Here is a 24165-nt window from a genome sequence, read left to right on the forward strand (position 1 = left end):
GGATTTCGGCGCGCTGGTAACCGCTCAGCGGTTACCAGCGCGCCGAAATCACGAAATCCAGGCTCCGATACGTGACACGGCCTCGTCGATGTCGGAGGTGGGGCCCGCGAACGACAACCGCACGTAGGACCCGCCGCGCACCGTGTCGAAGTCGATTCCCGGCGCGATCGCCACCCCCGTCTCGGCGAGCAGCTTCTCGCAGAAGCCCAGCGAGTCGTCGGTCAGATGCGACACATCGGCGTAGACATAGAAGGCACCGTCGGTCGGAGCCAGGCGGTCGATCCCCATGTGCCGCAAGCCGTTCAGCAGTCGGTCGCGATTGTTGCCATAGTGCTGCAGGTGGCTGTCGGCCTCCGCGACGGACTCCGGGGTGAACGCGGCCACCGCCGCCCGCTGGGACAGCACCGGCGGGCAGATCGTGAAGTTGCCCGTCAGCCGATCCACAGCCCGCTGCAGCGGTTTCGGCACCACCAGCCAGCCCAGCCGCCATCCCGTCATCGCGAAGTACTTCGAGAAACTGTTGACCACCACCGCATCCCGCGACGTCGTCCATGCGCAACTGGTCTGCGGCGCACCGGGATACACCAGGCCGTGGTACACCTCGTCGCTGATCAACCGCACTCCGGTGTCCGCACACCAGGTGGCGATCGCGGCCAACTCCTCGGGTGCGATCACTGTTCCGGTCGGATTGGCGGGACTGGCGACGATCACGCCGTCCAGCGGCGGATCCACCGCCGCGAGCATTTCCGTGGTGGGCTGGAACCGCGTCTCCGGTCCACAGGGAATGTCGACCACCTCGCAGCCCAGTGCCGTCAGGATGTTGCGGTAGCAGGGGTAGCCGGGGCTGGTGACCGCCACCCGGTCACCGACGTCGAAACATGCCAGGAACGCGAGCAGGAAGCCTCCGGAGGAGCCGGTGGTCACCACGACGTCCGTCGGGTCGACGTCGAGGCCGTGCGCCGTCGAGTAGGACTGCGCGATGGCCGCCCGCAGTTCGGGGATGCCCAGCGCCACGCTGTAGCCCAGCTGATCACTGTTCAGGGCGGCCACGGCCGCCGCACGCACCGGGCCGGGCGCACCCGCACTGGGCTGCCCGGCCGACAGGTTCACCAGATCACCGTGGGTGCGCTGGCGCTCCGCGGCGGCCAACCAGACGTCCATGACATAGAACGGCGGAATGCCCGCCCGCAACGCGGTCTTCACCGTAGTCAGATTACGGGCACGTCCCCGTCCATCTGGAGCACGTCCTGCTCGAGGCGACGCAGGTGCTCGCGCACGGGGCCCAACAGCTGCGAGGTGCCGTGCGCGCGTTTGAAATACAGCTGGATGTCGTGCTCAGCGGTGATCGCGATGCCGCCGTGAATCTGGATGGCCTCGCCCGCGACATCGGTCAACGCCTCGCTGGCGATGACGAATGCAAGTGCGGCCGCCGACGGCGACGGCTGGTTCACGGCTTCCTCCACCACAGCGGACGCCACCTGCACCTTGACGTAGAGATCGGCCATCCGGTGCTTGAGCGCCTGGAAGCTGCCGATGGCGCGGCCGAATTGCACCCGCTCCTTGGAGTACTCGACGGTGAGTTCCAGCGCCCGGGCGGCCGCCCCCACAGCTTCGGCGGCGAGCAAGAGTGCGGCGACGTCGAGCAGGCCGGGGTCAGCGCCGAGGGGCTGGCGCTGCCCGGCATCGATGCGGGCCAGCCGACGGGTGGGGTCCATGGTCGTCAGCGGGTGCGCCGCGAACTCCGTCCAGCGAACCAGCTGCCCGTCCTCGACAGCGACCACGATGTCGGCTGTATCGCCGCCCACCACGTGATCGGCGTCGAACACCACGGCGCCGGTGGCCTCACCAGCGGCCAGCGCCTCCAAGGCGTCGGTATCGGGATCGGCGACCGACAACAGGGCCACCTCAGCCAGGATGGTGCCCAGCAGCGGGGTCGGCACCAGGTTGCGGCCGAGCTCGGTCAACACGGCCGCAGCGTCGCTGAGTTCGCCGCCGGCACCCCCGAGATCTTCGGGTACCACCAGGGCTGCAACCCCGACCTGCTCGCACAGCAGCTGCCAGAGCTTCTCGTCGAATCCCCGCTTGGAGTCCATCGCCGCGCGCACGGCGGCCGGGGAGGCATGTTTGCCGACCAGATCCCGCACCGTCTGGACCAGCAGTTTTCTTTCGTCAGACATCGATGACCTCCAGCAGGCGCCGCCGATGGCCGGCCGGGTCGCCCCACGCCGAACGCAGCGCCTGAACCCGCAGCAGCCACAGTGACAGGTCGTGCTCGGCGGTGAAGCCGATGGCGCCATGGGTCTGCAATGCCGAGCGCGCCGCCAACAGCCCCGCGTCTGAGGCGGCCACCTTGGCGGCGCTGACATCACGCGCCGTCTCCGGCGTCGCATCGCCCAGCGACAACGCAGCGCCGTAGACCAGCGGCCGGGCCAACTCCAGCGCGATGTGGACATCGGCGAGTTTGTGTTTGATGGCCTGGTAGGAACCGATGATCCGGCCGAACTGGCTGCGCTGCAAGGCATATTCGCATGCCATGTCCAGCAGGGCCTGTCCGGCCCCGATCAACAGCGCCGCGGTGGCCAGCGAACCGAACTCGACGGCGCGGTCGACGTCGGCGGTCCAGGACTGGCCGGTGGCGGTGACGTCGGAGAGGGTGCGGCTGACGTCGACGGAGCGGTGACTCGCGCCGGCGACGCCTTCCTGTACCTCCACTCCGTCGGCCACCAGGATCAGCCCGGCGAATCCGGTGTCGACGGCGCGGGGCGCGACGCCGGGTACGGCGACGGTGGCGATCAGCTCACCGGCGGCCAGGGCACTGTTGCGTTCATCTCCGGCCAGCAGAACCGGTGCCACGGCAATGGATTCGACTACCGGACCCGGCACACACCAGCGTCCCAGCCGTTCCAGAGCCACCACCAGATCCACCGGGTGCGCACCGATACCGTCCTGCTCCTCGGGCACCGCCAAGGCGGTGACGCCGAGGTCGGCCAAGGTGGCCCAGACCTTACGTCCGGGGCCGGTGTCGCCCGCCGACCAGGCGCGCACCGCGGCAGGCACATCCGCGGCCCCCAGCGCAGCGTCGATACTCCTGGCGAAATCGCGTTGTCCTTCGTCGATTTCGAAATTCACTTTTTCTGTCCTTGGCTTTCACGCGGTAATCCGAGCAACCGCTCAGCGATGATGTTGCGTTGGATCTCATTGGTACCGGCGTAGATCGGGCCGCCGAGGGCAAAGAGGTAACCGTCGGTCCAGGAGTCGGCCAGCTCACCGTCGGCCGCGCGCAGATCCAGCGCGGTCTGGTGGATGTCGACATCCAGTTCGGACCAGAACACCTTGGTGACCGATGATTCGGCGCCGAGTTCGCCGCCGCCGGCCACTCGGGTGACAGTGCCGAAGGTGTGCAGGCGATACGCCTGCGCTTTGATCCACGCATCGGCCACCCGGTCGGTGAATTCGGGCCGTGGATTGTGCTTCCACGCCGTGACAAGGCGTTCAGCCGGCGCCAAGAACCGGGCCGGGCTGCGCAGCGACATGCCCCGTTCGTTGCTCGACGTGCTCATGGCGGCTTTCCAGCCCTCGTGGGGTGCGCCGATCACGTCTTCGTCGGGGACGAACACGTCGTCGAGGAAGATCTCCCCGAAACCGGTGTCGCCACCGAGCTGAGCGATGGGCCGCACGGTCACGCCGTCGGCTTTCAGGTCGAACATGAAGTACGTCAGGCCCTTGTGCCGCTGCGCGTCCGGGTCGGAACGGAACAACCCGAACGCGCGCTCGCCGAACACCGCACGTGAGCTCCAGATCTTCTGCCCGTTGAGTTTCCAGCCGCCGTCGGTCTTGGTGGCGGTGGAACGCAAGGAGGCGAGGTCACTGCCGGATTCCGGTTCGGACCAGGCCTGCGCCCAGATCTCCTCACCGCTGGCCATCTTCGGCAGAATCCGGTCCAGTTGCTCTTCGGTGCCGTGCGCGAACAGAGTCGGTGCCAGCATCGAGGTGCCATTGGCGCTGGCCCGCCCCGGTGCTCCGGCGCGGAAGTACTCCTCCTCGTAGACCACCCACTGCAGCAGGGTGGCGTCGCGGCCGCCGTACTTCTCGGGCCAGGTGATCACCGACAATCCAGCGTCGAACAGGATCCGGTCCCAGCGCCGGTGCTGCTCGAAACCTTCTGCGGTGTCATAGGATTCGGTGGGAAAGTCGGACTTGTGAGCGGTCAGGAACTTCCGTACCTCGATGCGGAAGGCCTGCGCCTCGTCCCCGAAATTGAGATCCATCAGCGTCTTTCTCTCAGCTGCGGTTTGACGACCTTGCCGCCCGGATTGCGTGGCAACACGTCGAGGAACTCCACCGAACGTGGTGTCTTGAAGTTCGCGAGATGTTCGCGGGTGTAGGCGATCACCGTCTCCTGGTCCAATGTCGACCCGGGTTTGACGACGACGAACGCCTTGCCGACCTCACCCAGCCGGTCATCCGGGACGCCGATCACCGCGGCCTCGGCAACCCCGTCCAGGCGGGCCAGCACCTGCTCGATCTCGGCGGGGTAGACGTTGAACCCGCCGCAGATGTACATGTCCTTCAGTCGATCGGTGATGCTGAGATTGCCTGCCGCGTCGACGGTCCCGATATCACCGGTGTGCAACCAGCCGTCGTTGTCGATGGCCGCCTCGGTGGCGGCCGGGTCGTCGAGATAACCCAGCATCACGTTCGGCCCCCGCAGCAGCACCTCGCCGGTATCGGCGATGCGCAGCTCGAAGTCGGCGATCGGCCGCCCGCAGGTGGTGGCTACCGTCACGGCGTCATCGGATGCGCGGCACATCGTGCCGAAACCGCTGGCCTCGGTGAGACCGTAGGCGGTCAGGACGATGTCGATGTCGAGTTCGGACTGCATCCGCTCGATCAGGACCACGGGAACCACGGCTGCGCCGGTGACCGCGAATCGCAGTGAGGACAGGTCGTAGTCGGCGCGGTGGGGGTGGTCGAGCAGGGTCTGATAGATCGTCGGCGGTCCCGGCAGCACGGTGGCGCGATGCTCGGCGACGGCCTGCATCGTCTTCTCGGGGTCGTAAGTGAGCATCGGGATGAGCGTGGCGCCGGTTTGCAAGCACGCCAGGATGCCGGCCTTGTAGCCGAAGTTGTGGAAGAACGGATTGATGCACAGGTAACGATCGGAACTGGTGACTTCGCCGCAGGCCGCCCAGGCCGCCGGCGCCGACAGTGACTGCCGATGTGCGCACAGCACACCCTTGCTCCGGCCGGTGGTGCCCGAGGTGAAGAGGATGTCGGAGACGTCGTCCGGTGCGACGGCCGCGGCGCGGGCGTCCGCGGCCGCCACATCGGTTCCGCGCGCGACGAATTCGTCCCAGGTGCCGTCGTCCCTGTCCACCGGTACGCGGATGATGTGCCGCAGCGCGGGCAGCGCCGCCCGATCGAGATCGGCGACACGGTCGGCGCCCAGGAATTCACCCATGGCGATCAACACCGGCGCCTCGGTGCGGGCCAGGATGTCGGAGGCCTCACTCGCGGTGTACCGGGTGTTCAGCGGAACGACGACGCCCCCGGCGTAGTGCGCGGCCAAGCAGGCCACCACCCAGTGCCAGGTATTGGGGGACCAGATCGCCACCCGGTCACCGGGAGCCACACCGAGGTCGATCAGTGCCGCGGCAGCCTGGCGCACTTCGTTGCGCAGCGCGCCGAAGGTCAAGGTCCTGTCGGCGGTGACCAGTGCTTCGTGCTCGGGTAACTCGCGTGCGATCCGGTCCAACACCGCAGGAGTCGTCTGCGGGACGGTCGTCATCGTTGCCTCTTTCGGATCTGATCACCCGGCTCCTCCTCGAGCCGCTCCACAGGCTCCGCGTCTCGCATCGGTCGACCGGGCCGATGTACATCACCCGGCTCCTCCTCGAGCCGCTCCACAGGCTCCGCGTCTCGCATCGGTCGACCGGGCAACAAAGCAAGTGCTTGGTAGGTTAGCCTACAGGGGTGGAGGAGGTCCAGAAGTTCCGGGCAGAGGTCCGCGAGTGGCTGGCTGACAATCTCGTCGGCGAGTTCGCGGCGCTGAAAGGCCTCGGCGGCCCGGGTCGTGAACACGAAGCGTTCGAGGAGCGGCGGGCATGGAATCAGCACCTGGCCAAGGCCGGGCTGACCTGCTTGGGCTGGCCGGTCGAACACGGCGGACGCGGCCTGTCGGTGGCCCATCGCGTCGCGTTCTACGAGGAGTACGCGCGCGCCGATGCCCCGGACAAGGTCAACCACTTCGGTGAGGAGCTGCTGGGGCCGACGCTCATCGCCTTCGGCACACCCGAACAGCAGCAGCGGTTCTTGCCGCGAATCCTCGATGTCACCGAACTGTGGTCGCAGGGTTACTCAGAACCCGGCGCCGGCAGCGACCTGGCGAATGTGTCCACCACCGCAGAGCTCGACGGCGACAGCTGGGTGATCAACGGGCAGAAGGTGTGGACTTCGCTGGCGCACTGGGCGCAGTGGTGTTTTGTGGTGGCGCGCACGGAGAAGGGTTCCAAGCGCCATGCCGGTCTGTCGTATCTTCTGGTGCCGCTGGACCAGCCGGGTGTCGAGATCCGCCCGATCATCCAGCTCACCGGTGACTCCGAGTTCAACGAGGTGTTCTTCGACGACGCCCGCACCGATGCGGATCTGGTGGTCGGCGAGCCGGGCGACGGGTGGCGGGTGGCCATGGGCACGCTGACCTTCGAGCGCGGTGTTTCCACGCTCGGTCAGCAGATCCGTTATGCCCGTGAGCTTTCCGGCATCGTCGCGTTGGCTCGGCGCAATGGCAGTGTCGATGATCCAGTGATCCGGGAGCGGTTGACCCGTGCCTGGGTGGGTCTGCGGGCCATGCGCTCGTACGCGCTGGCCACCATGGACGTCGAGCGTCCCGGCGGCGACAACGTCTCAAAGCTGCTGTGGGCGAACTGGCATCGCGGACTCGGTGAGCTGGCCATGGACGTCAAGGGCGCCTCCGGGCTCACCCTCGACGGCGGCGAGTTCGACGAGTGGCAGCGGCTCTATCTGTTCTCCCGCGCCGACACCATCTACGGCGGATCCAATGAGATCCAGCGCAACATCATCGCCGAGCGGGTGCTCGGCCTACCGCGAGAGCCCAAAGCGTGAGGAAGCCCAGAGGATGAGTCTGTCGCAAGCCCCCAAGGAGATCGAGGGCCATGGATTATTGCGCGGCAGAGTGGTTTTGGTGACCGCCGCCGCCGGAACCGGGATCGGATCCGCCACCGCGCGCCGTGCGCTGGCCGAGGGTGCCGACGTCATCGTGTCCGATTACCACGAACGCCGACTCGGGGAGACCCGCGACGAGTTGGCGGCGCTGGGTCTGGGCAAGGTCGAGGCAGTGGTGTGCGACGTGACGTCCACCGCCGCCGTCGACGCGCTGATCGCCGGTGCGGTGGACAAGCTGGGCCGTATCGACGTCCTGGTGAACAACGCGGGCCTGGGCGGGCAGACCCCCGTGATCGACATGTCCGACGACGAATGGGACCGCGTTCTCAACGTCACGCTGACCTCCGTCATGCGGGCCACCCGTGCTGCGCTTCGCTACTTCCGTGATGCGGACCACGGTGGTGTCATCGTCAACAACGCCAGCGTGCTCGGCTGGCGGGCTCAGCATTCACAGGCGCACTACGCCGCCGCCAAGGCCGGCGTCATGGCGCTCACGCGGTGCAGCGCCATCGAGGCCGTCGAGTTCGGTGTGCGGATCAACGCCGTCTCGCCGAGCATCGCCCGGCACAAATTCCTGGAGAAGACCAGCTCGGCGGACCTCCTGGATCGGCTCTCGTCGGACGAGGCGTTCGGGCGTGCGGCCGAGCCGTGGGAAGTGGCGGCCACCATCGCGTTCCTGGCCAGCGACTACTCGAGTTACCTCACCGGCGAGGTGATCTCGGTGTCGAGCCAGCACCCATAGCTGGCCAAGCAAGTGCTTGGTTGGTACTCTGCCAGGATGGACAACACCGCGCCCACGCGCCGCGACGAGCTGTTGACGCTCGCCGCGACGATGATGGCCGAGCGCGGGTTGCGGGCCACCACGGTCCGCGATATCGCCGACGCCGCCGGGATCCTGTCCGGGAGCCTCTATCACCATTTCAAGTCGAAAGAAGAGATCGTCGACGAGGTGCTGCGGAGCTTCCTGGACTGGTTGTTCGCTCGGTATCAGCAGATCATCGACACCGAGCCCAATCCCCTGGAACGGCTCAAGGGGCTGTTCATGGCGTCATTCGAGGCAATCGAACACCGCCACGCCCAGGTGGTGATCTACCAGGACGAGGCCAAGCGGCTGTCCTCCCAGCCGCGTTTCGCCTACCTGGAAGCCCGCAATCGCGAACAACGCAAGATGTGGGTCGACGTCCTGCGGCAGGGCATCGACGAGGGGCACTTCCGTCCCGACATTGACGTGGATCTGGTGTACCGATTCATCCGCGACACCACCTGGGTGTCGGTGCGCTGGTATCAACCCGGGGGCGGTCTGACCGCCGAACAGGTTGGTGCCCAGTATCTTTCGATCGTTCTCGGCGGCATCGCCGCCACCAGTCAAACCGAAGGAGTCTGACATGCCCGAGGCGTACGTCATCGACGCCGTGCGTACCGCGGTCGGCAAGCGCAACGGATCGCTGGCCGGCCTGCATCCGGTCGACCTGGGTGCCGCCGCCTGGCGTGGTCTCTTCGACCGCGTCGACGTCGACCCCGGTGTCGTCGACGACGTGATCGCCGGCTGTGTCGATGCCATCGGCGGCCAGGCCGGCAACATCGGGCGGCTGTCCTGGCTGGCCGCCGGATACCCGGAAGAGGTTCCCGGGGTCACCGTCGACCGTCAGTGCGGTTCCAGTCAGCAGGCCATCTCCTTTGGCGCGCAGGCGATCATGGCGGGTACCGCCGACCTCATCCTGGCCGGTGGCATGCAGAACATGAGCCAGATCCCGATTTCGTCGGCGATGACGGCGGGGGAGCAGTACGGCTTCACCTCGCCCACCAACGAATCGAAGAGCTGGCTGCACCGGTACGGCGACCAGGAGATCTCGCAGTTCCGGGGCGCCGAGATGATCGCCGAGCGCTGGGATCTGTCGCGTGAGGAGATGGAGGAGTTCGCCCTGGCCAGCCACCAGCGAGCGCTGGCGGCAATCCGCGGCGGGCACTTCGCCAACGAGATCATTCCCATCGACGGGTTCGGTGTCGACGAAGGCCCGCGCGAGACGTCGCTGGAGAAGATGGCCGGATTGAAGACCCTGGTCGAAGGCGGCCGGCTGACGGCCGCCTTGGCCAGCCAGATCTCCGACGGCGCATCGGCGGTGCTGCTCGCCTCGGAGCAGGCCGTCAAGGACCACAATCTGACGCCGCGGGCCCGCATCCACCACATCAGCGCCCGTGGAGCGGATCCGGTCCTCATGCTGACGGGTCCCATCCCGGCGACGCGGTACGCGCTGCAGAAAACCGGTTTGACCATGGATGATATCGACACCGTGGAGATCAACGAGGCGTTCGCGCCGGTGGTGCTGTCGTGGATCAAGGAACTCAAGGTCGACCCGAAGAAGGTCAACCCCAACGGCGGTGCGATCGCGCTAGGGCATCCGCTGGGCGCCACCGGAGCCAAGCTGTTCGCCACCATGCTCAACGAGTTGGAGCGCACCGGCGGCCGCTACGGCCTGCAGACGATGTGTGAGGGCGGCGGCACCGCCAACGTCACGATCATCGAGCGCCTCTAGAACCTGCGATTTCGGCGCGCTCGTAACCGCTCAGCGGTTACGAGCGCGCCCAAATCCCAAATCCCGCTCAGTGCAGGATCACGCCGCGGATGTTGCGGCCTGCGCGCATGTCGGCGTACGCCTCGTTGATCTCGCCGAGCTTGTACTCGTGGGTCACGGTCTCGTCGAGCAGCAGCTTGCCGTCACGGTAGAGGTCCAGGAGACGGTGAATGTCGTTGCGCGGATTGGCTTGTCCATAGAGACTGCCCAGCAGACGCTTCTGGTACAGGGTGAAGAACATCAGCGGCAGCGTCGCGCTCATCTCGGTGATCGACGCGATGGCCGTGACCACCACCGCGCCCCCTTTGGATACGAGGTTCAGCGCGTCGTTGATCATCGGGCCCTCGAGCATGCTCATCGCCAGGATCGCCGAGTCGGCCATCACACCGCGGGTGAGTTCGGCGACCAACGATGTGGCTTCGTCCACCGAGGTGACGAAGTGGGTGGCGCCGAACTGAAAAGCTCTGTCCCGCTTCGCTTCCACGATATCGACGACGATGATCCTCTCCGCACCCGCGAGCCGCGCACCTTGGATGGCGCCGCTGCCGATGCCGCCGCAGCCGATCACCACCACCGTGTCACCGGGCCGGACGTCGGCGGTGTTGACCGCAGAGCCCCATCCGGTTGTCACGCCGCAGCCGAGCAGGCACGCACGTGACAGCGGCAGATCGTTGTCGATCTTGACCAGCGATGATTCCGAGACCGTACTCAGCTGCGAAAACGTTCCCAATCCGGCCATCACGCCCACGTCGGTGTCCCGGGCGCGGCGCCGGTAGGTGCCGTCGAGTTGCATGCCCGTCATGGTCATCGCACCCTGGTCGTACAGATTCTGCTGACCGCGGGCGCACCACCGGCACCGGCCGCAGGCCGGCAGGAACGAGGCCACCACATGGTCACCGGGCTCGAGGTCACGCACCCCGGGCCCGACTTCCTGGACGACGCCCGCACCCTCATGACCGCCGACAATCGGCAGTGGAGCCGGCAGATCGCCGGTCCGGACGTGTTCATCGGAGTGGCACAAACCGGTGGCCTCGAAGGAGACCAGCACTTCGCCGTCTTGCGGCGGGTCCAGGTCGATCTCTTCGACACTCCAGTCCTGGCCGTACTCCCAGAGCACCGCGGCTGTGGTTTTCATGGTCAGTGGTCGTGGATGATGACGCCGCGGATGTTGCGTCCGGCGAGCATGTCGTCGAACGCCACGTTGACGTCGCCGAGCTTGTACTCGGTGGTGACGGCCTCGTCGAGCAGGAGCTTGCCTTCGCGGAACAACCGCAGCAGTCGCGGGATGTCGGCGCGGGGATTGGCCTCCCCGTACAGGCTGCCCAGCAGCCGTTTCTGGAACAACGTGAACATGGCCATCGGTAGCGTCGGGGTGACATCAGCGGCCGCGGCGATGCCCGTGAGCACCACGGCGCCGCCTTTGCGGATCATGTCGAGGGCCTGACCGATCATCGCGCCCTCCACCAGACCCACGGTGAGGATCGCCGAGTCGGCCATCACGCCATGGGTGGTCTCGGCCACCAGCGCGGTGGCCTCCTCGATCGAGGTGGCGAAGTCCGTCGCCCCCAATTCCAGTGCCTTGTCCCGCTTCTCGGCAACGATGTCCACGGCGACGATCCGCTCGGCCCCGGCGATCCGCGCGCCCTGGATGGCGCCGCTGCCGACTCCGCCCACGCCGATCACCACCACGGTGTCACCCGGTGAGACCTGCGCGGTGTTGACCGCCGAACCCCAGCCCGTGGTGATACCGCAGCCCAGCAGGCAGGCCCGCGACAGCGGCAGGTCGTCGTCGATCTTGACCAGCGAGGCGTCGGACACCACACCGTATTGCGCAAAGGTGCCGAGCAGCAGGGACACTCCGATGTCCTGCGAGCCGATGTGTCTGCGATAGGTGCCGTCGAGTTGCGTCCCGGACAGCAGCAGTGCGCCCAGGTCGCACAGGTTCTGGTGTCCGCTGGCGCACCACCGGCATTTGCCGCAGGCCGGCAGGAACGACGCGACCACGTGGTCGCCGGGTTTGAGATCGCGGACCCCCGGGCCGACTTCCTGCACGATGCCGGCACCCTCGTGTCCGCCGACGATGGGGAAGGGGGCCGGGAAATCGCCGGTGCGGGCATGGTGATCCGAGTGGCACAGTCCGGTGGCTTCGAACGACACCAGGACTTCGCCGTCCTTCGGTGGATCGAGGTCCATCTCCTCGATGCTCCAGTCGCCGTGCACGTCCCACAGGACAGCCGCGTTCATCTTCATGTCGCGTGAGTGTAGGAAAGCTCGACACCTGTCACGGGGGATTGGCAGAACTCAGGGTTGAATGTGCCCCGCAGCCGATTGCAGGTGCTTCACCGCGTCCCGCACGATCTCGTCGATCAGCTCGGCGCACGACGGCAGATCGTCGAGAATGCCCGCCACCTGACCCGAGGCCAGCACCCCCGCGTCGGTGTTTCCCTCGACCAGACCGGCTTTGAGCAGCATCGGCGTGTTGGCGGCCATCACCACCTGGGACCAGGTGAGATCTTTGCCGTGCCGCATCGCCAGGCCGTCGGTGATCATCGACTTCCAGGTCATGCCCGACATCTTCTTGAACTTCTGGGCGTTGCGGAGGGCCGCCGAGAATCCCCGGGCACGTGAGCCGCTCTCCAGCTTCTCCACCAGACCGGTCCGCAACACCCGATGGGGCATGCCGTCGACGCGGGTGGACACCACGGTGCCGTCCAGGGCCGCGGCGAGGTAGCGCTGCTTGACGGCCTCGGGCACCGTCGAATCCGAGGTCAGCAGGAACCGGGTGCCCATCGCGACGCCCGCGGCGCCGTACGACAGCGCGGCGGCCAGCCCACGGCCGTCGAAGAATCCACCCGCGGCGATCACCGGCATCCCGGTGTCGGCGACCGCGTCGAGCACGGACGGCAGCAGCAGGGTTGTCGCGATGGGCCCGGTGTGCCCGCCGCCTTCTCCGCCCTGCACGATCACGGCGTCGGCGCCCCAGCCGGCGACTTTCTTGGCGTGTTTGGCCAGCCCCACCGAGGGGATCACCACGACGCCCGCCTCCTTGAGCCTGGCGATCAGCTCCGGTTTGGGGGCCAACGCAAAGGACGCCACCTTGACGCCCTCCCGGATCAGCAGGTCCACCCGTTCCCCGGCGTCCCCGGCGTCGGCGCGGATGTTGATGCCGAACGGCTTGTCGGTGGCCGCCTTGACCTTGGTCACCGCCGTCTGCAGCTCCTGCAACGTCATGGTGGCCGATGCCAGGATGCCCAGCCCGCCCGCATTCGACGTCGCCGAGACCAACCGGGCTCCGGCCACCCAGCCCATGCCGGTCTGGACCACGGGATGCTCGATGCCGACGAGCTCGGTCAGCGGCGTGACCAATCTGGTCACGAGCGGATCTCCCTGTCCCGCAACGTCTTCGGATCGATCGACTCGCGAATCAAGGTCAGTTCCTCATCGGACGGCAACCGGGTGGTCTCGGCGGACTCCAGGCCGTGGACCTCGAAGCCGGTGTTCTCGGCGACCTGCGCGGCCTCCACGCCCGGGTGCAGCGACACCGCCCGCATCTGATGCTCCGGGCCGTTGAAGTCGAACACCCCGAGGTTGGACACCACCCGGTAGACGTTGACGAATCGATAGGCGGGGTTGTCGGGATCGACTTTGTCCCAGCCGATCCCCGAAACGATGTCCACGGATCCGAACACCCGGGTGCTGTGGTTGCCCACCCAGTAGCTGGTGGCGTGGTTGATGGTGTTGCCGGGCGCCCCGCGCACGCCGAACATCTGCCGTTTGGGATGCTGCAGCGGCCCGAACGCCGAGAGGTTCTGGTTGCCGTAGCGATCGATCTGGTTGGCGCCCATCACCACATGCCGGCGCCCCCACGCCAGGGTTTCAAAAACGCGACCGAACGGCATCCAGCCCTCGATGGCCCCGGTGGCGCCCAGGGCCGGGGTGTCGGCCAGGATCCGGGCTTCACCGTCGGTCAGCAGGATGTCCGGGGAGAAGGTGAGTCGAGCCAGGCGGGCGCCGATCGACACCATGTTCGCCATGGGGCTCACCATGATCTCGCCGGCATCGCGGAACAGCTCGGCGCAGGCAACCGCACAGATCTCGGCTCGGGTGGCGGTGCTCACTTGACTGCCTCCTCGGCGAACTTGCGCACTGCGGCCTGGTAGTCGTCTTCACTACCGGACAGATATGTCGAGACGAACTGCTGCCACCCCTCATCGCTGCCTGCGGCCTCGGCATAGTGGCGCTGGAACTTCTCGTCGCGCCGGTAATCCGGTTCGGCGGTGGTGAAGTGGGCCCCGCCGGGAGCCTCGACCACATGATCGACCATCATGCGGTTCACCAGCAGAGCCTGCGGCGGAACGGCTTTCACCAATTCGTCGGTGGGCACCAGCTTTTCGACGCTGAGCAGGCGCCGTTCCGCGGCCATCAGGAACAGGTCGTCGAAGTAGGGGTCGATACCGGTGTAAGCCGCATTGCCGTGGACATCACCGAGATTCAGGTGGGTCAGCGCCACATCCAGCGTCAGCGCCGGCATGGCGATCAACTCCTCGTATCCGTCCCCGGTCGGATACGGCGAACGCACCGTCTTGAGTTCGTCGCCCCAGAATGCCCGGACGTCGCTGCCCAGTCCCGCGCGGATCGGTAGGAACGGAAGGCGTTGTGCCGCAGCCTGTAACCCGCAGCGCAGCATTCCTTCGTCCATCTCACGCGCTTCGATGGCCCCAGAAGTGCGGGCTCTGGCGAACCAGGGGTCGTAGAACGGTGGTGAGTCCAACGACACGAAGCCGTAGTAGACGCGCTTGACCTTGCCTGCTGAACACAGCAGCCCGAGATCGGGTCCGCCGTAGGTGACCACCGTGAGGTCGGTGACGTCGGTCCGCAGTAGTGCGCGCACCAGTGCCATCGGCTTACGACGTGAGCCCCAGCCGCCGATCCCGATCGTCATGCCGCTCTCGATGGACGCGACGGCCTCGTCCAGAGTGGTTGTCTTGTCTGTCATTTCGGCCCCTGTCGCTTCGCTCCTGCCCTCCGAATCATTTGGCGTCCTTCTTCGACGTGCCGGCGAACGCATCCCGGTGCTCATCGGAGACGCCGGCGAGGTTCAGCTCGAAGGTGAAGCCCTGTTCCATGCGGTACCTGGCGTTGACGGGCTGCACGTCGATGAAGTTCAGCGCCTCCTTGGCGGCGCGAATGACCCGCGTGTCCTTGGCGGCGATGTCACGTGCGACGCGCAGGGCGGCTTCGTCGAGGTCGGCGCGCGGCACGACCTCGTGCACGGACCCGAAGTGGTGCAGGGTGTCGGCGTCCACCGTGGCCGCGGTGAAGAACAGCCGGCGCATCAAATGCTGCGGCACCAATCGCGACAGATGGGTGGCCGCTCCGAGTGCTCCGCGTTCGACCTCCGGCAGGCCGAACGTCGCATCATCGGAAGCGACGATCACGTCGGCGTTGCCGACCAGGCCGATACCGCCACCGACGCAGAACCCGTTCACGGCGGCCACCACGGGCACCGCGCATTCGTACACCGCGCGGAAGGCTTCGAAGCATCCGCGGTTGGCGTCGATCAGGGCGGTGAATCCTTCGGTGCGCTGCATCTCCTTGATGTCCACCCCGGCGTTGAAGCCGCGTCCTTCGGCACGAAGGACCACCACGTGGGTGCTCGGATCGCGTCCTGCGGCGGTCAGGGTGTCGGCGAGTTCGAACCAGCCGCGCGACGGGATCGCATTGACCGGCGGGTAATCGACCGTGACCGAGACGATGCCCGGTTCCACGGTCTTTGTGGTGATCGGCATACGGAGCTCCTGGGTGGATACCTAAGCAAGCACTTGCTTGGTACGCTAACACAGTGACCGCAGGCTCTGACAACACAATCCAGCTGGGGCTCGAGGGTCGCGTCGTGCTCGTGACCGGGGGCGTGCGAGGGGTCGGCGCGGGTATCAGCGCCGTGTTCGCCGGCCAGGGGGCGACGGTGGTGACCTGCGCCAGGCGGCCGGTCGACGGCTTGCCCTACGAGTTCCACGCCTGCGATGTCCGCGACGACGACGCGGTCCGGGGACTGATAGATGCCGTTGTCGCAAGGCACGGCCGCCTCGACGCGGTGGTCAACAACGCGGGTGGGTCGCCCTACGTGCCGGCTGCCGAGGCGTCGGCCAAGTTCAGCACGAAGATCATCGAACTCAATCTGCTTGGCCCGCTGTCGGTCTCGCAGCACGCCAACGCCGTGATGCAGAACCAGGCCGGTGGCGGCACGATCGTCAACATCTCCAGCGTCAGTGGGCGCCGCCCCACCCCGGGGACCGCCGCCTACGGCGCCGCCAAGGCCGGCGTGGACAGTCTGACCAGCACGCTGGCCGTCGAGTGGGCGCCCAAGGTCAGGGTGAACTCCGTCGTCGTGGGCATGGTCGAGACCGAACAGTCCGAGTTGTTCTACGGTGATGCCGAGTCGGTGGCGGCGGTGGCGGCCACCGTGCCACTGCAACGGCTCGCGAAGCCGTCGGATATCGGTTGGGCCGCAGCATTTCTCACTTCTGACGCGGCGTCGTATATCAGCGGCGCCACCCTCGAGGTGCACGGTGGTGGCGAGCCGCCCACGTACCTCGAAGCTTCCAGTGCCAACAAATGAGGAGAGACATCGACATGGGACTGCTCGACGGCCGCGTGGTCATCGTGACGGGCGCAGGCGGCGGCATCGGCCGTGCGCATGCGCTGGCGTTCGCCGCAGAAGGCGCTCGTGTGGTGGTCAACGACATCGGCGTGGGCCTCGACGGCTCACCTGCCGGTGGCGGCAGCGCCGCCCAGGCGGTGGTGGACGAGATCGTCGGCGCGGGCGGTGAAGCCGTCACCAGCGGGGCCAACGTCGCGGACTGGACGCAGGCCGAAGGTCTGATCCAGACGGCTGTGGACTCCTTCGGTGGTCTCGATGTGCTGGTCAACAATGCGGGCATCGTCCGTGACCGCATGTTCGCCAACACCAGCGAAGAGGAGTTCGACGCCGTCATCGCCGTGCACCTCAAAGGGCATTTCGCCACGATGAAGCACGCGGCCGCGTTCTGGCGCGCCCAGTCCAAAGCGGGCAATCCGGTGGACGCTCGCATCATCAACACCAGCTCCGGCGCCGGGCTCCAGGGCAGTGTCGGTCAGGGCAACTACAGCGCTGCGAAGGCCGGTATCGCGGGGATGACGTTGGTGGCCGCCGCCGAGATGGGCCGCTACGGCGTCACCGTCAACGCGATCGCCCCATCGGCACGTACTCGCATGACCGAGACCGTCTTCGCCGACATGATGTCGACTCAGGACGACGACTTCGACGCCATGGCACCGGAGAACATCTCCCCGCTGGTGGTGTGGCTGGGCAGCCCCGAATCCCGCGAGGTCACCGGCAAGGTCTTCGAGGTCGAGGGCGGCAAGATCCGGGTGGCCGAGGGTTGGGCGCACGGCCCGCAGGTGGACAAAGGCGCACGCTGGGATCCCGCCGAACTGGGTCCGGTGGTCGCGGACCTGCTGGCCCAGGCGCGGCCACCGGTCCCGGTGTACGGCGCCTGATTCGCTCGATACTGAAACACGTTCACCCGCGGTTCGAGCCCCGAGCAAAATCCCATTCTACTGAGATGAAAATCATGCTTTCTGTTCGCGGAGAGCGAAAGTAGGAGTCTGGCGTCGCGCCCCCGGCCGGCGCACGCGCCGAGTGGCGCCCAGAAAACCCGGGGCACCGAGCAGGCGACCCTGCGCGCAAGCGCGGGCAATCGCCCGGCCGGGGGCGCGCTCACCTGGGCTGATCAGCTGCAGATGCGGTGCGATTCCGCCTCGCTTCACGGTCTCGCGTCGGTGTCCTCGGCAATCATCGGCGGCGCCGTCGTGTTGTCGGCAAAGCGGGGGTAAGTGCGACACCGAATGCGCCTGGGCTCTCACTTGTCACATTCGGTGAGCCAGCACACAGCAAAAGGCTCAACCTGGGGGAGACGGTCACTAGTTATATGAACTAATCTAAGTCGACTGTTAGAGAGGGCTGAGATCGACTGGTGCGCCGATGCGGTCCGCCAGGGCTCAGCCAGCAAGGTTCAGCGGAAGTCGGGGTTCCATGACTAGGGCGTTGAAGCGGGCATGGATCCCGCTGCTCATCGTAGTCGTCGTCTTGATCGCTGGGTTCACCGTCAACCGTATCCGAGGCTTCTTCGCTTCGGAGGGGCCACTGGTGACGCCGGTGAATTTCGCCGACGATCCCGAACCGTTCGAACCCAAGGTCGTCGAGTACGAGATCTACGGGTCGGGTGGCACGGCCGACGTGAACTACATCGATCTCGAAGGCAAGCCCCAGCGCGTGGACGGCGCGGCCTTGCCGTGGCGGGTCCGGCTGGAGACGACCAACCCATCGGCGATGGCCCAGGTGGTGGCGCAGGGTAAGGGCAGCAGCCTGACCTGTCGCATCATCGTCGACGGTGAGTTGAAAGAAGAGAGGACCGTCGACGGCGTGAGTGCCCAGACCTACTGCATTGACAAGTCCGCATGAGCGCACGCCATAACGAACCGCTGAAGAGCGATCCACCCACCGACGCATTCGCGCCGGTCAAAGAGCAGCACCGCCCGTTCATCCCGAGGATGATCCGCGCCTTCGCGGTGCCGATCATCCTCGTCTGGATCGGTCTGATCGCCTTCGTCAACATCACCGTTCCGCAACTCGAGACCGTCGGGCAGCAGCAGGCGGTCTCGATGAGCCCCGACGAGGCGCCGTCGGTGATCGCGATGAAGCGCGTGGGCGATCTGTTCCAGGAGGGCACCTCGGACAGCGCGGTGATGATCGTCCTCGAGGGGCAGGAGCCGCTCGGTGACGAGGCGCACCGCTTCTACGACGAGATGATCAAGAAGCTCCGGGAGGACCCGGAGCACGTGCAGTCGGTGCAGGACTTCTGGAGTGACCCGCTGACCGCCCCGGGTTCGCAGAGCCCGGACGGCAAGGCCGCCTACGTCCAGGTGAAGCTCGCCGGCAACCAGGGCGAGGCGAAGGCCAACGAGTCGGTCGAAGCCGTCCAGGAGATCATCGCCGGCCTCCAACCGCCGGACGGCGTCAAGGCCTTCGTCACCGGCCCGGCCGCGTTGGCCGCCGACCAGCACATCGCCAGCGACCGCAGTATGCGGCTGATCGAGGCCGTCACGTTCACGGTCATCATCGTGATGCTGCTGCTGGTCTACCGGTCGATCATCACCACCATCCTGATGTTGGTGATGGTGGTGCTCTCGCTGGCCGCCACCCGCGGCGTCGTGGCGTTCCTCGGCTATCACGAGGTCATCGGGCTCTCGGCGTTCGCCACCAACCTGCTGGTCACACTGGCCATCGCGGCATCCACGGACTATGCGATCTTCCTGATCGGGCGCTATCAGGAAGCCCGAAGTCTCGGCGAGGACAAAGAGCAGGCCTTCTACACGATGTTCCACGGCACGGCCCATGTCGTGGCCGGCTCTGGCCTGACGATCGCCGGTGCCACGTTCTGCCTGAGCTTCACCCGGCTTCCGTACTTCCAGACCATGGGTGTGCCGTTGGCCATCGGCATGTGCGTGGGCATCATCTCGGCGCTGACGCTCGGGACCGCGATCATCACGGTGGCCAGCCGGTTCGGGCTCTTCGAGCCCAAGCGTGCAATGCGTATTCGCGGCTGGCGCAAGGTCGGTGCGGCCGTCGTGCGCTGGCCCGGGCCCATCCTCGTCGGCGCCACCGCGTTGGCGCTCGTCGGCCTGCTGACCCTGCCGGGCTACAAGACCAACTACAACGACCGGGACTACCTGCCGGCGAACCTACCCGCCAACGAGGGTTATGCGGCGGCCGACCGTCACTTCAACAACGCGCGGATGAACCCGGAACTGCTGATGATCGAGAGCAATCGCGATCTGCGGAACCCGGCCGACTTCCTGGTGATCGAGAAGATCGCCAAGGCCATCTTCCAGGTCGACGGCATCGCGCGTGTGCAGGCGATCACCCGGCCGCAGGGGCAGCCGATCGAGAACACGTCGATCCCCTTCATGATGAGCCAGCAGGGCACGCTCTCGACACTGAACCAGAAGTACAACCAGGACCGCATGGCGGACATGCTGGTTCAGGCCGACGACATGCAGAAGACCATCGACAACATGACGAAGATGCAGAGCATCACCGTCCAGATGGCCGACACCACGCATCAGATGGTGGGCCAGATGAAGAACATGGTGGTCGACATCCAGATGTTGCGCGACAACATCTCGACGTTCGACGACTTCTTCCGGCCGCTGCGCAATTACTTCTACTGGGAACCGCACTGCTACGACATCCCGATCTGCTGGGCCCTGCGGTCGATCTTCGACACCCTCGACGGCATCCAGATCATGACCGACGACATCCAGAATCTGATGCCGCAGATGGAGCGGTTGGACACGCTGATGCCTCAGATGGTCGCGCTGATGCCGTCGATGATCGAGACGATGAAGTCAATGAAGACCATGATGCTGACGATGCACCAGACACAGGCTGGTATGCAGGAACAGCAGCGCATCATGCAGGAAAACGGCACCGAGATGGGCGAAGCCTTCAACGCGGCCAAGAACGATGATTCGTTCTACCTACCGCAGGAAGCGTTCGACAATCCCGACTTCCAGCGCGGTCTCGAACAGTTCCTGTCGCCCGACGGGCATGCGGTGCGGTTCATCATCAGCCACGACGGTGATCCGCTCTCACCCGAGGGTGTTGCCCGCATCGACTCGATCAAGCTGGCGGCCAAGGAGGCCATCAAGGGCACGCCGTTGGAGGGCTCGACGATCTACCTCGGTGGGTCGGCGGCGACCTTCAAGGACATGTCCGACGGCAACACCTATGACCTGTTGATCGCCGGAATCTCTTCGCTCTGCCTGATTTTCATCATCATGCTGATCATCACCCGGGCGGTGGTCGCCTCGGCGGTGATCGTCGGCACGGTGGTGTTGTCGCTGGGTGCGTCGTTCGGTCTGTCGGTGTTGTTGTGGCAGCACATCCTCGGCATCGAACTGCACTGGATGGTGCTGGCCATGTCGGTGATCATCCTGTTGGCCGTCGGTGCTGACTACAACCTGCTACTGGTGTCCCGGCTCAAAGAGGAGATACACGCCGGCCTGAACACCGGCATCATCCGGGCCATGGGTGGCAGCGGCTCGGTGGCGACGGCGGCCGGGTTGGTATTCGCCTTCACCATGATGTCCATGGCGGTCAGTGAGCTGACGGTCATCGGCCAGGTGGGCACGACGATCGGCCTGGGTCTGCTGTTCGACACCCTGGTGGTGCGTGCGTTCATGACACCCGCGATCGCGGCGCTGCTGGGCAGGTGGTTCTGGTGGCCGCAGAATGTGCGGACCCGTCCCAAGCCGTCACCGTGGCCCGCGCCGCCGGCGGAGAAGGAACCGACTCCGGTGTAACCGAGTGTGGAGCTGGTCCACGCCAGGCTTGGCTTGGCGTGGACCAACTCCACACTGGTGGTCGCGAAGTGCGTTGCCCGAGTGTGGAAAAGGTGCACGCTTAGGCGGCGCCGGCGTGGATCAAGTCCACACTCGCGGCGCAGGTGCCTACCAGGTCCAGACGGTGGGGTCCACCGGCGGGTAGGTCATGCAGACATCGGTGCCGTGGGCGACGACGCCCTTGTTGTTGAAGAACAGCTTGGCCCAGTTGGGCCAGTTCCACGCCAGCGTCTCGTAGAAGGCATTGGTGGCGGTTTCTTCCGAATATGCCCGGCGCCCCGCGTAATCCATGGAGAAGAACCAGGTGATGCGGTCGCGGGCCCACTTCTGCACATCGGGGGACTTGTTGTTGTAGTCGATGATGTAGCGCTCGTAGTACACCGGGTTGGTGTCGCGTACCGCGGCCATGTACTGGTCGACGGTGCAGGTGGTCTTGAGCATCCGGCTGGGGATGGGGTACTCGTCGGTGGCATCGGCGGCAGCCGGCGCTGCTGTGGTCACGAAGCCAACAGCCAAGGCCGCCAACAGGAAACGCTTCATCGCTGACTCCGTTGCTCGGCGGCGCGCTGCAGGACGGGCAGCTGGTCGGGGCAGTAGATGGGGATGCCGGCGCCGACGAACTGCCAGGCCTGATCAGTGGTGCTGCCCTTGATCAGTTGGTCGTGGACGAACTTGGCCGAGGCGAAGGCATCCGCGTCGTGGCCGTTGCGGAGCCGCTTACACATGATCTTGCCGATCCAGGCGTTGAAATCCTTCTGCCCGTAGATCCCGAACGTGTGTAACTGCTCGGCGAACGCCTCATCGGGATCGGCATTGGCGACCGGGGCAAGGGCGAGGCTCAGTGCCGCGCCCGCGGCCAGTGCCGCCATCCGTACTCCACGCATGGTCGAATCTTAACGTAAACGATCTAAGTATTCAGCCGGCCATCAGGTTCGACGGCCCGACCCGATCACGGGTCGCAGATGACGATGGGGATCTTGCGGTCGGTGTAGGACCGGTAGGTCACGAAGTCGGGGTACATGGCGTCGAGTTTCGGCCAGTACTCGTCGCGTTCGGCATCGGTGGCCTCACGTGCCGTCAGCTTCAGCACCTCGTGCTTGGTCTGAAAAGTGACCTGCGGATTGGCTTTCAGATTCAGATACCACATCGGGTTGTTCGCGCGACCACCTTGGGAAGCCACCAGGACAATGCGTTTGCCCTCCTGCAGGAACAGCAGTGGGCTCTCGCGGGCCTCACCGCTCTTGCGTCCGATGGTGGTGAGAATGCCGACCGGTGCGCCGCGCAGGAACTTGTCGCCGAAGCGGCCGTTGGTCTTCTTGAAGATCCAGGTGTTGGCCCGCGACATCCACTTGATGATGGTGCCGGTCTGCTTGGAGTTCAGCGCGCGGGGCGGGTTGGCCATGATCGTCTACCTATTTCGTGAGAAACGGCGTTATGCCGGCACGGATCTGATGGATTTCGGGACGCTCGGTGTCGCCGGTGGCGGGGATGAGAAACGTCTCGTCTATCCGCGCACCTACCCGGCGGCCCGCGATGTTCGGTTTGGTGACGAGTTCGAACCGCGCCCGCACCTCATCACCGTTCACGGTGAACTCAGGTGCCGATGCCGAGGCGATGACGCGGTACTGGACACCGCGATTCAGGCTGCGGCGCAGGTGATCTCCGGAGAAACCGGTCTTCAGCCCCACCTCGGTGCGGGTGCACCCGGCGGCGAACGGAACGGCGTCGGCCCGGTGGCTCACCAGCGCATCGATATAGGCCTGGGCGGCCTCGATGCGCTGCGTGTCGGTGTAGCTCGGCACTAGATCCGCTCGATGATGGTGCCGGTCGAAAGAGCGCCACCGGCGCACATGGTGATCAGGGCGGTGCTCTTGTCTGTGCGTTCGAGTTCGTGCAGTGCCGTGGTGATCAGCCGGCTACCGGTGCTGCCCACCGGATGCCCCAGCGCGATGGCGCCGCCGTTGACGTTCACCCGGTCCATGTCCGGTTCGTGCACCCGGGCCCAGGACAGTACGACGGAGGCAAAGGCTTCGTTGATCTCGACGATGTCGATGTCGCCGATCTTCATCCCCGCCTTCTCCAGCACCTTGGCGGTGGACTGCACGGGTCCGTCCAGGTGGTAGTACGGCTCGGCGCCGACGAGCGCCTGGCTGACGATCCGGGCGCGCGGCTTCAGGCCCAGCGCACGGGCCTTGTCCTCATCCATCAGCAGGACGGCGGCGGCGCCGTCAGAGATCTGCGATGACGTTCCCGCGGTGTGGATGCCCCCCTCGAGCACAGGCTTCAGCGAGGCCAGACCCTCCAGCGTGGTGTCGCGCAGGCCCTGGTCCTTGCTCACGACGTGCCGATCGGCGGTCGGCTGTTTCTGCTCGTCGAGCACCGGCGCCTCGATACCGCTGATCTCGCGGTCGAAGCGACCCTCGGCCCAGGCCTGCTTGGCCTTCTGTTGGGACGCCAGCCCGAACGCGTCGATGTCCTCACGGGTGATGCCGCGCCGTTTGGCGATCCGCTCGGCGGCCTCGAACTGGTTGGGCATGTCGATGTCCCACGAGGCGGCGCGGATGGCGGCACGATCGGGTCCCGCATTGGCGCCGAGGCCCACCCGGCTCATCGCTTCGACACCGCAGGCGATGCCGATGTCGATGGCGCCCGCGGCGATCAGTCCCGCAACCAGGTGATTGGCCTGCTGACCGCTGCCGCATTGGCAGTCGACGGTGGTGGCGCCCACCTCTTCGGGCAGCCCGGCCGTCAGCCAGGCGACCCGGGTGATGTTGTTGGACTGTTCGCCGTACTGCGTGACGCAGCCACCGATCAGCTGCTCCACGTCCGAGCCTTCGATGCCGGCCTTGTCCACCAGTGCCTTCTGCACTGCACCCAACAATTCGGTGGCGTGGAGCCCGGAGAGCCAGCCGTTGCGCTTGCCGATGGGGCTGCGGGTGGCTTCGACGATCACAGGATTGCCCAT

24 protein-coding genes are annotated in these 24165 nt (G+C 66.1%); 8 read left to right on the forward strand and 16 right to left on the reverse strand.

The features are described from left to right. Positions 1–48: 48 nt before the first annotated feature. From NL241_RS02930 to fadD3, 5 genes are read right to left on the reverse strand one after another with little or no spacing between them, the layout of a single operon-like run. Entirely contained in the window at positions 49–1161 is a 1113-nt protein-coding gene (locus NL241_RS02930) for a pyridoxal phosphate-dependent aminotransferase (protein ID WP_487696068.1), read from the reverse strand. Positions 1162–1208: 47 nt separating this feature from the next. Continuing rightward, complete coding sequence (gene ipdE2 / locus NL241_RS02935; protein WP_494396720.1) at positions 1209–2177, reverse strand: acyl-CoA dehydrogenase IpdE2; 969 nt, start codon at positions 2175–2177, stop codon at positions 1209–1211. Further along, positions 2170–3129 carry an acyl-CoA dehydrogenase family protein gene (locus NL241_RS02940; RefSeq protein ID WP_494396721.1) on the reverse strand — a complete coding sequence of 320 codons (960 nt, stop codon included), beginning with the start codon at positions 3127–3129 and terminating at the stop codon, positions 2170–2172. The genes ipdE2 and NL241_RS02940 overlap by 8 nt, the downstream gene beginning before the upstream one ends. After that, positions 3126–4268, reverse strand: coding sequence for an acyl-CoA dehydrogenase family protein (locus NL241_RS02945; protein WP_494396722.1), 1143 nt, complete (start codon positions 4266–4268; stop codon positions 3126–3128). The genes NL241_RS02940 and NL241_RS02945 overlap by 4 nt, the downstream gene beginning before the upstream one ends. Continuing rightward, on the reverse strand, positions 4268–5788 hold the full coding sequence (fadD3, locus tag NL241_RS02950; protein WP_487696002.1) for a 3-((3aS,4S,7aS)-7a-methyl-1,5-dioxo-octahydro-1H-inden-4-yl)propanoate--CoA ligase FadD3: 1521 nt from the start codon (positions 5786–5788) through the stop codon (positions 4268–4270). The genes NL241_RS02945 and fadD3 overlap by 1 nt, the downstream gene beginning before the upstream one ends. 185 nt (positions 5789–5973) lie before the next feature. Between fadD3 and ipdE1 the strand changes: the two genes are divergently transcribed. From ipdE1 to fadA6, 4 genes are read left to right on the forward strand one after another with little or no spacing between them, the layout of a single operon-like run. Continuing rightward, positions 5974–7122: an acyl-CoA dehydrogenase IpdE1 gene (gene ipdE1, locus NL241_RS02955; RefSeq protein ID WP_487696001.1), complete on the forward strand. Its 1149-nt coding sequence runs from the start codon at positions 5974–5976 to the stop codon at positions 7120–7122. Between the two features lie 13 nt (positions 7123–7135). Continuing rightward, complete coding sequence (ipdF, locus tag NL241_RS02960) at positions 7136–7924, forward strand: (5R,7aS)-5-hydroxy-7a-methyl-1-oxo-2,3,5,6,7,7a-hexahydro-1H-indene-carboxyl-CoA reductase (RefSeq protein WP_494396723.1); 789 nt, start codon at positions 7136–7138, stop codon at positions 7922–7924. Between the two features lie 36 nt (positions 7925–7960). Further along, positions 7961–8566: a TetR family transcriptional regulator KstR2 gene (gene kstR2, locus NL241_RS02965; RefSeq protein WP_494396724.1), complete on the forward strand. Its 606-nt coding sequence runs from the start codon at positions 7961–7963 to the stop codon at positions 8564–8566. Position 8567: 1 nt separating this feature from the next. Continuing rightward, a complete protein-coding gene (fadA6, locus tag NL241_RS02970) occupies positions 8568–9716 on the forward strand; it encodes a steroid 3-ketoacyl-CoA thiolase FadA6 (protein ID WP_487695998.1) in 1149 nt (382 codons plus the stop codon). 67 nt (positions 9717–9783) lie between these two features. Here fadA6 and NL241_RS02975 read toward each other — a convergent pair whose 3' ends face one another. From NL241_RS02975 to echA20, 6 genes are read right to left on the reverse strand one after another with little or no spacing between them, the layout of a single operon-like run. After that, positions 9784–10890 (reverse strand): NDMA-dependent alcohol dehydrogenase, encoded by a 1107-nt coding sequence (locus NL241_RS02975; RefSeq protein WP_494396725.1) that lies wholly within the window; start codon positions 10888–10890, stop codon positions 9784–9786. 2 nt (positions 10891–10892) lie between these two features. Next, positions 10893–12005: an NDMA-dependent alcohol dehydrogenase gene (locus NL241_RS02980; RefSeq protein WP_494396726.1), complete on the reverse strand. Its 1113-nt coding sequence runs from the start codon at positions 12003–12005 to the stop codon at positions 10893–10895. 51 nt (positions 12006–12056) lie between these two features. After that, a complete protein-coding gene (ipdC, locus tag NL241_RS02985; protein ID WP_487695995.1) occupies positions 12057–13130 on the reverse strand; it encodes a (3aS,4S,5R,7aS)-5-hydroxy-7a-methyl-1-oxo-octahydro-1H-indene-4-carboxyl-CoA dehydrogenase in 1074 nt (357 codons plus the stop codon). Then, entirely contained in the window at positions 13127–13873 is a 747-nt protein-coding gene (gene ipdB, locus NL241_RS02990; RefSeq protein ID WP_487695994.1) for a cholesterol ring-cleaving hydrolase subunit IpdB, read from the reverse strand. Before ipdB ends, ipdC begins: the two co-directional genes overlap by 4 nt. After that, positions 13870–14751 (reverse strand): cholesterol ring-cleaving hydrolase subunit IpdA, encoded by an 882-nt coding sequence (gene ipdA, locus NL241_RS02995; RefSeq protein ID WP_494396727.1) that lies wholly within the window; start codon positions 14749–14751, stop codon positions 13870–13872. The genes ipdB and ipdA overlap by 4 nt, the downstream gene beginning before the upstream one ends. 34 nt (positions 14752–14785) lie before the next feature. Beyond that, on the reverse strand, positions 14786–15544 hold the full coding sequence (gene echA20, locus NL241_RS03000) for a (7aS)-7a-methyl-1,5-dioxo-2,3,5,6,7,7a-hexahydro-1H-indene-carboxyl-CoA hydrolase (RefSeq protein WP_487695992.1): 759 nt from the start codon (positions 15542–15544) through the stop codon (positions 14786–14788). 53 nt (positions 15545–15597) lie between these two features. Here echA20 and NL241_RS03005 point away from each other — a divergent pair, with 53 nt between their 5' ends. The 4 genes from NL241_RS03005 (at position 15598) to NL241_RS03020 (ending at position 21161) form a co-directional block, all read left to right on the forward strand. Next, positions 15598–16374, forward strand: a complete 777-nt coding sequence (locus NL241_RS03005) for an SDR family oxidoreductase (RefSeq protein ID WP_487695991.1) — start codon at positions 15598–15600, stop codon at positions 16372–16374. A gap of 14 nt (positions 16375–16388) precedes the next feature. Continuing rightward, positions 16389–17294, forward strand: a complete 906-nt coding sequence (locus NL241_RS03010; protein ID WP_494398231.1) for an SDR family oxidoreductase — start codon at positions 16389–16391, stop codon at positions 17292–17294. A gap of 535 nt (positions 17295–17829) precedes the next feature. Beyond that, positions 17830–18258: an MmpS family transport accessory protein gene (locus tag NL241_RS03015; RefSeq protein WP_487695989.1), complete on the forward strand. Its 429-nt coding sequence runs from the start codon at positions 17830–17832 to the stop codon at positions 18256–18258. Continuing rightward, on the forward strand, positions 18255–21161 hold the full coding sequence (locus NL241_RS03020; RefSeq protein ID WP_487695988.1) for an MMPL/RND family transporter: 2907 nt from the start codon (positions 18255–18257) through the stop codon (positions 21159–21161). Before NL241_RS03015 ends, NL241_RS03020 begins: the two co-directional genes overlap by 4 nt. Before the next feature lie 147 nt (positions 21162–21308). On the opposite strand, the gene NL241_RS03025 is transcribed toward NL241_RS03020, so the two are convergent. The 5 genes from NL241_RS03025 to NL241_RS03045 form a co-directional block, all read right to left on the reverse strand. After that, positions 21309–21740: a DUF5078 domain-containing protein gene (locus NL241_RS03025; protein ID WP_487690183.1), complete on the reverse strand. Its 432-nt coding sequence runs from the start codon at positions 21738–21740 to the stop codon at positions 21309–21311. Then, entirely contained in the window at positions 21737–22084 is a 348-nt protein-coding gene (locus NL241_RS03030; RefSeq protein WP_494396728.1) for a DUF732 domain-containing protein, read from the reverse strand. Before NL241_RS03030 ends, NL241_RS03025 begins: the two co-directional genes overlap by 4 nt. A gap of 65 nt (positions 22085–22149) precedes the next feature. Then, complete coding sequence (locus tag NL241_RS03035) at positions 22150–22602, reverse strand: nitroreductase family deazaflavin-dependent oxidoreductase (protein ID WP_494396729.1); 453 nt, start codon at positions 22600–22602, stop codon at positions 22150–22152. A gap of 10 nt (positions 22603–22612) precedes the next feature. Beyond that, positions 22613–23002: a DUF8021 domain-containing protein gene (locus NL241_RS03040; protein ID WP_487695985.1), complete on the reverse strand. Its 390-nt coding sequence runs from the start codon at positions 23000–23002 to the stop codon at positions 22613–22615. Then, positions 23002–24165, reverse strand: a complete 1164-nt coding sequence (locus NL241_RS03045; RefSeq protein WP_494396730.1) for a steroid 3-ketoacyl-CoA thiolase — start codon at positions 24163–24165, stop codon at positions 23002–23004. Before NL241_RS03045 ends, NL241_RS03040 begins: the two co-directional genes overlap by 1 nt.

It is taken from the genome of Mycolicibacterium sp. SMGY-1XX, assembly GCF_059132455.1.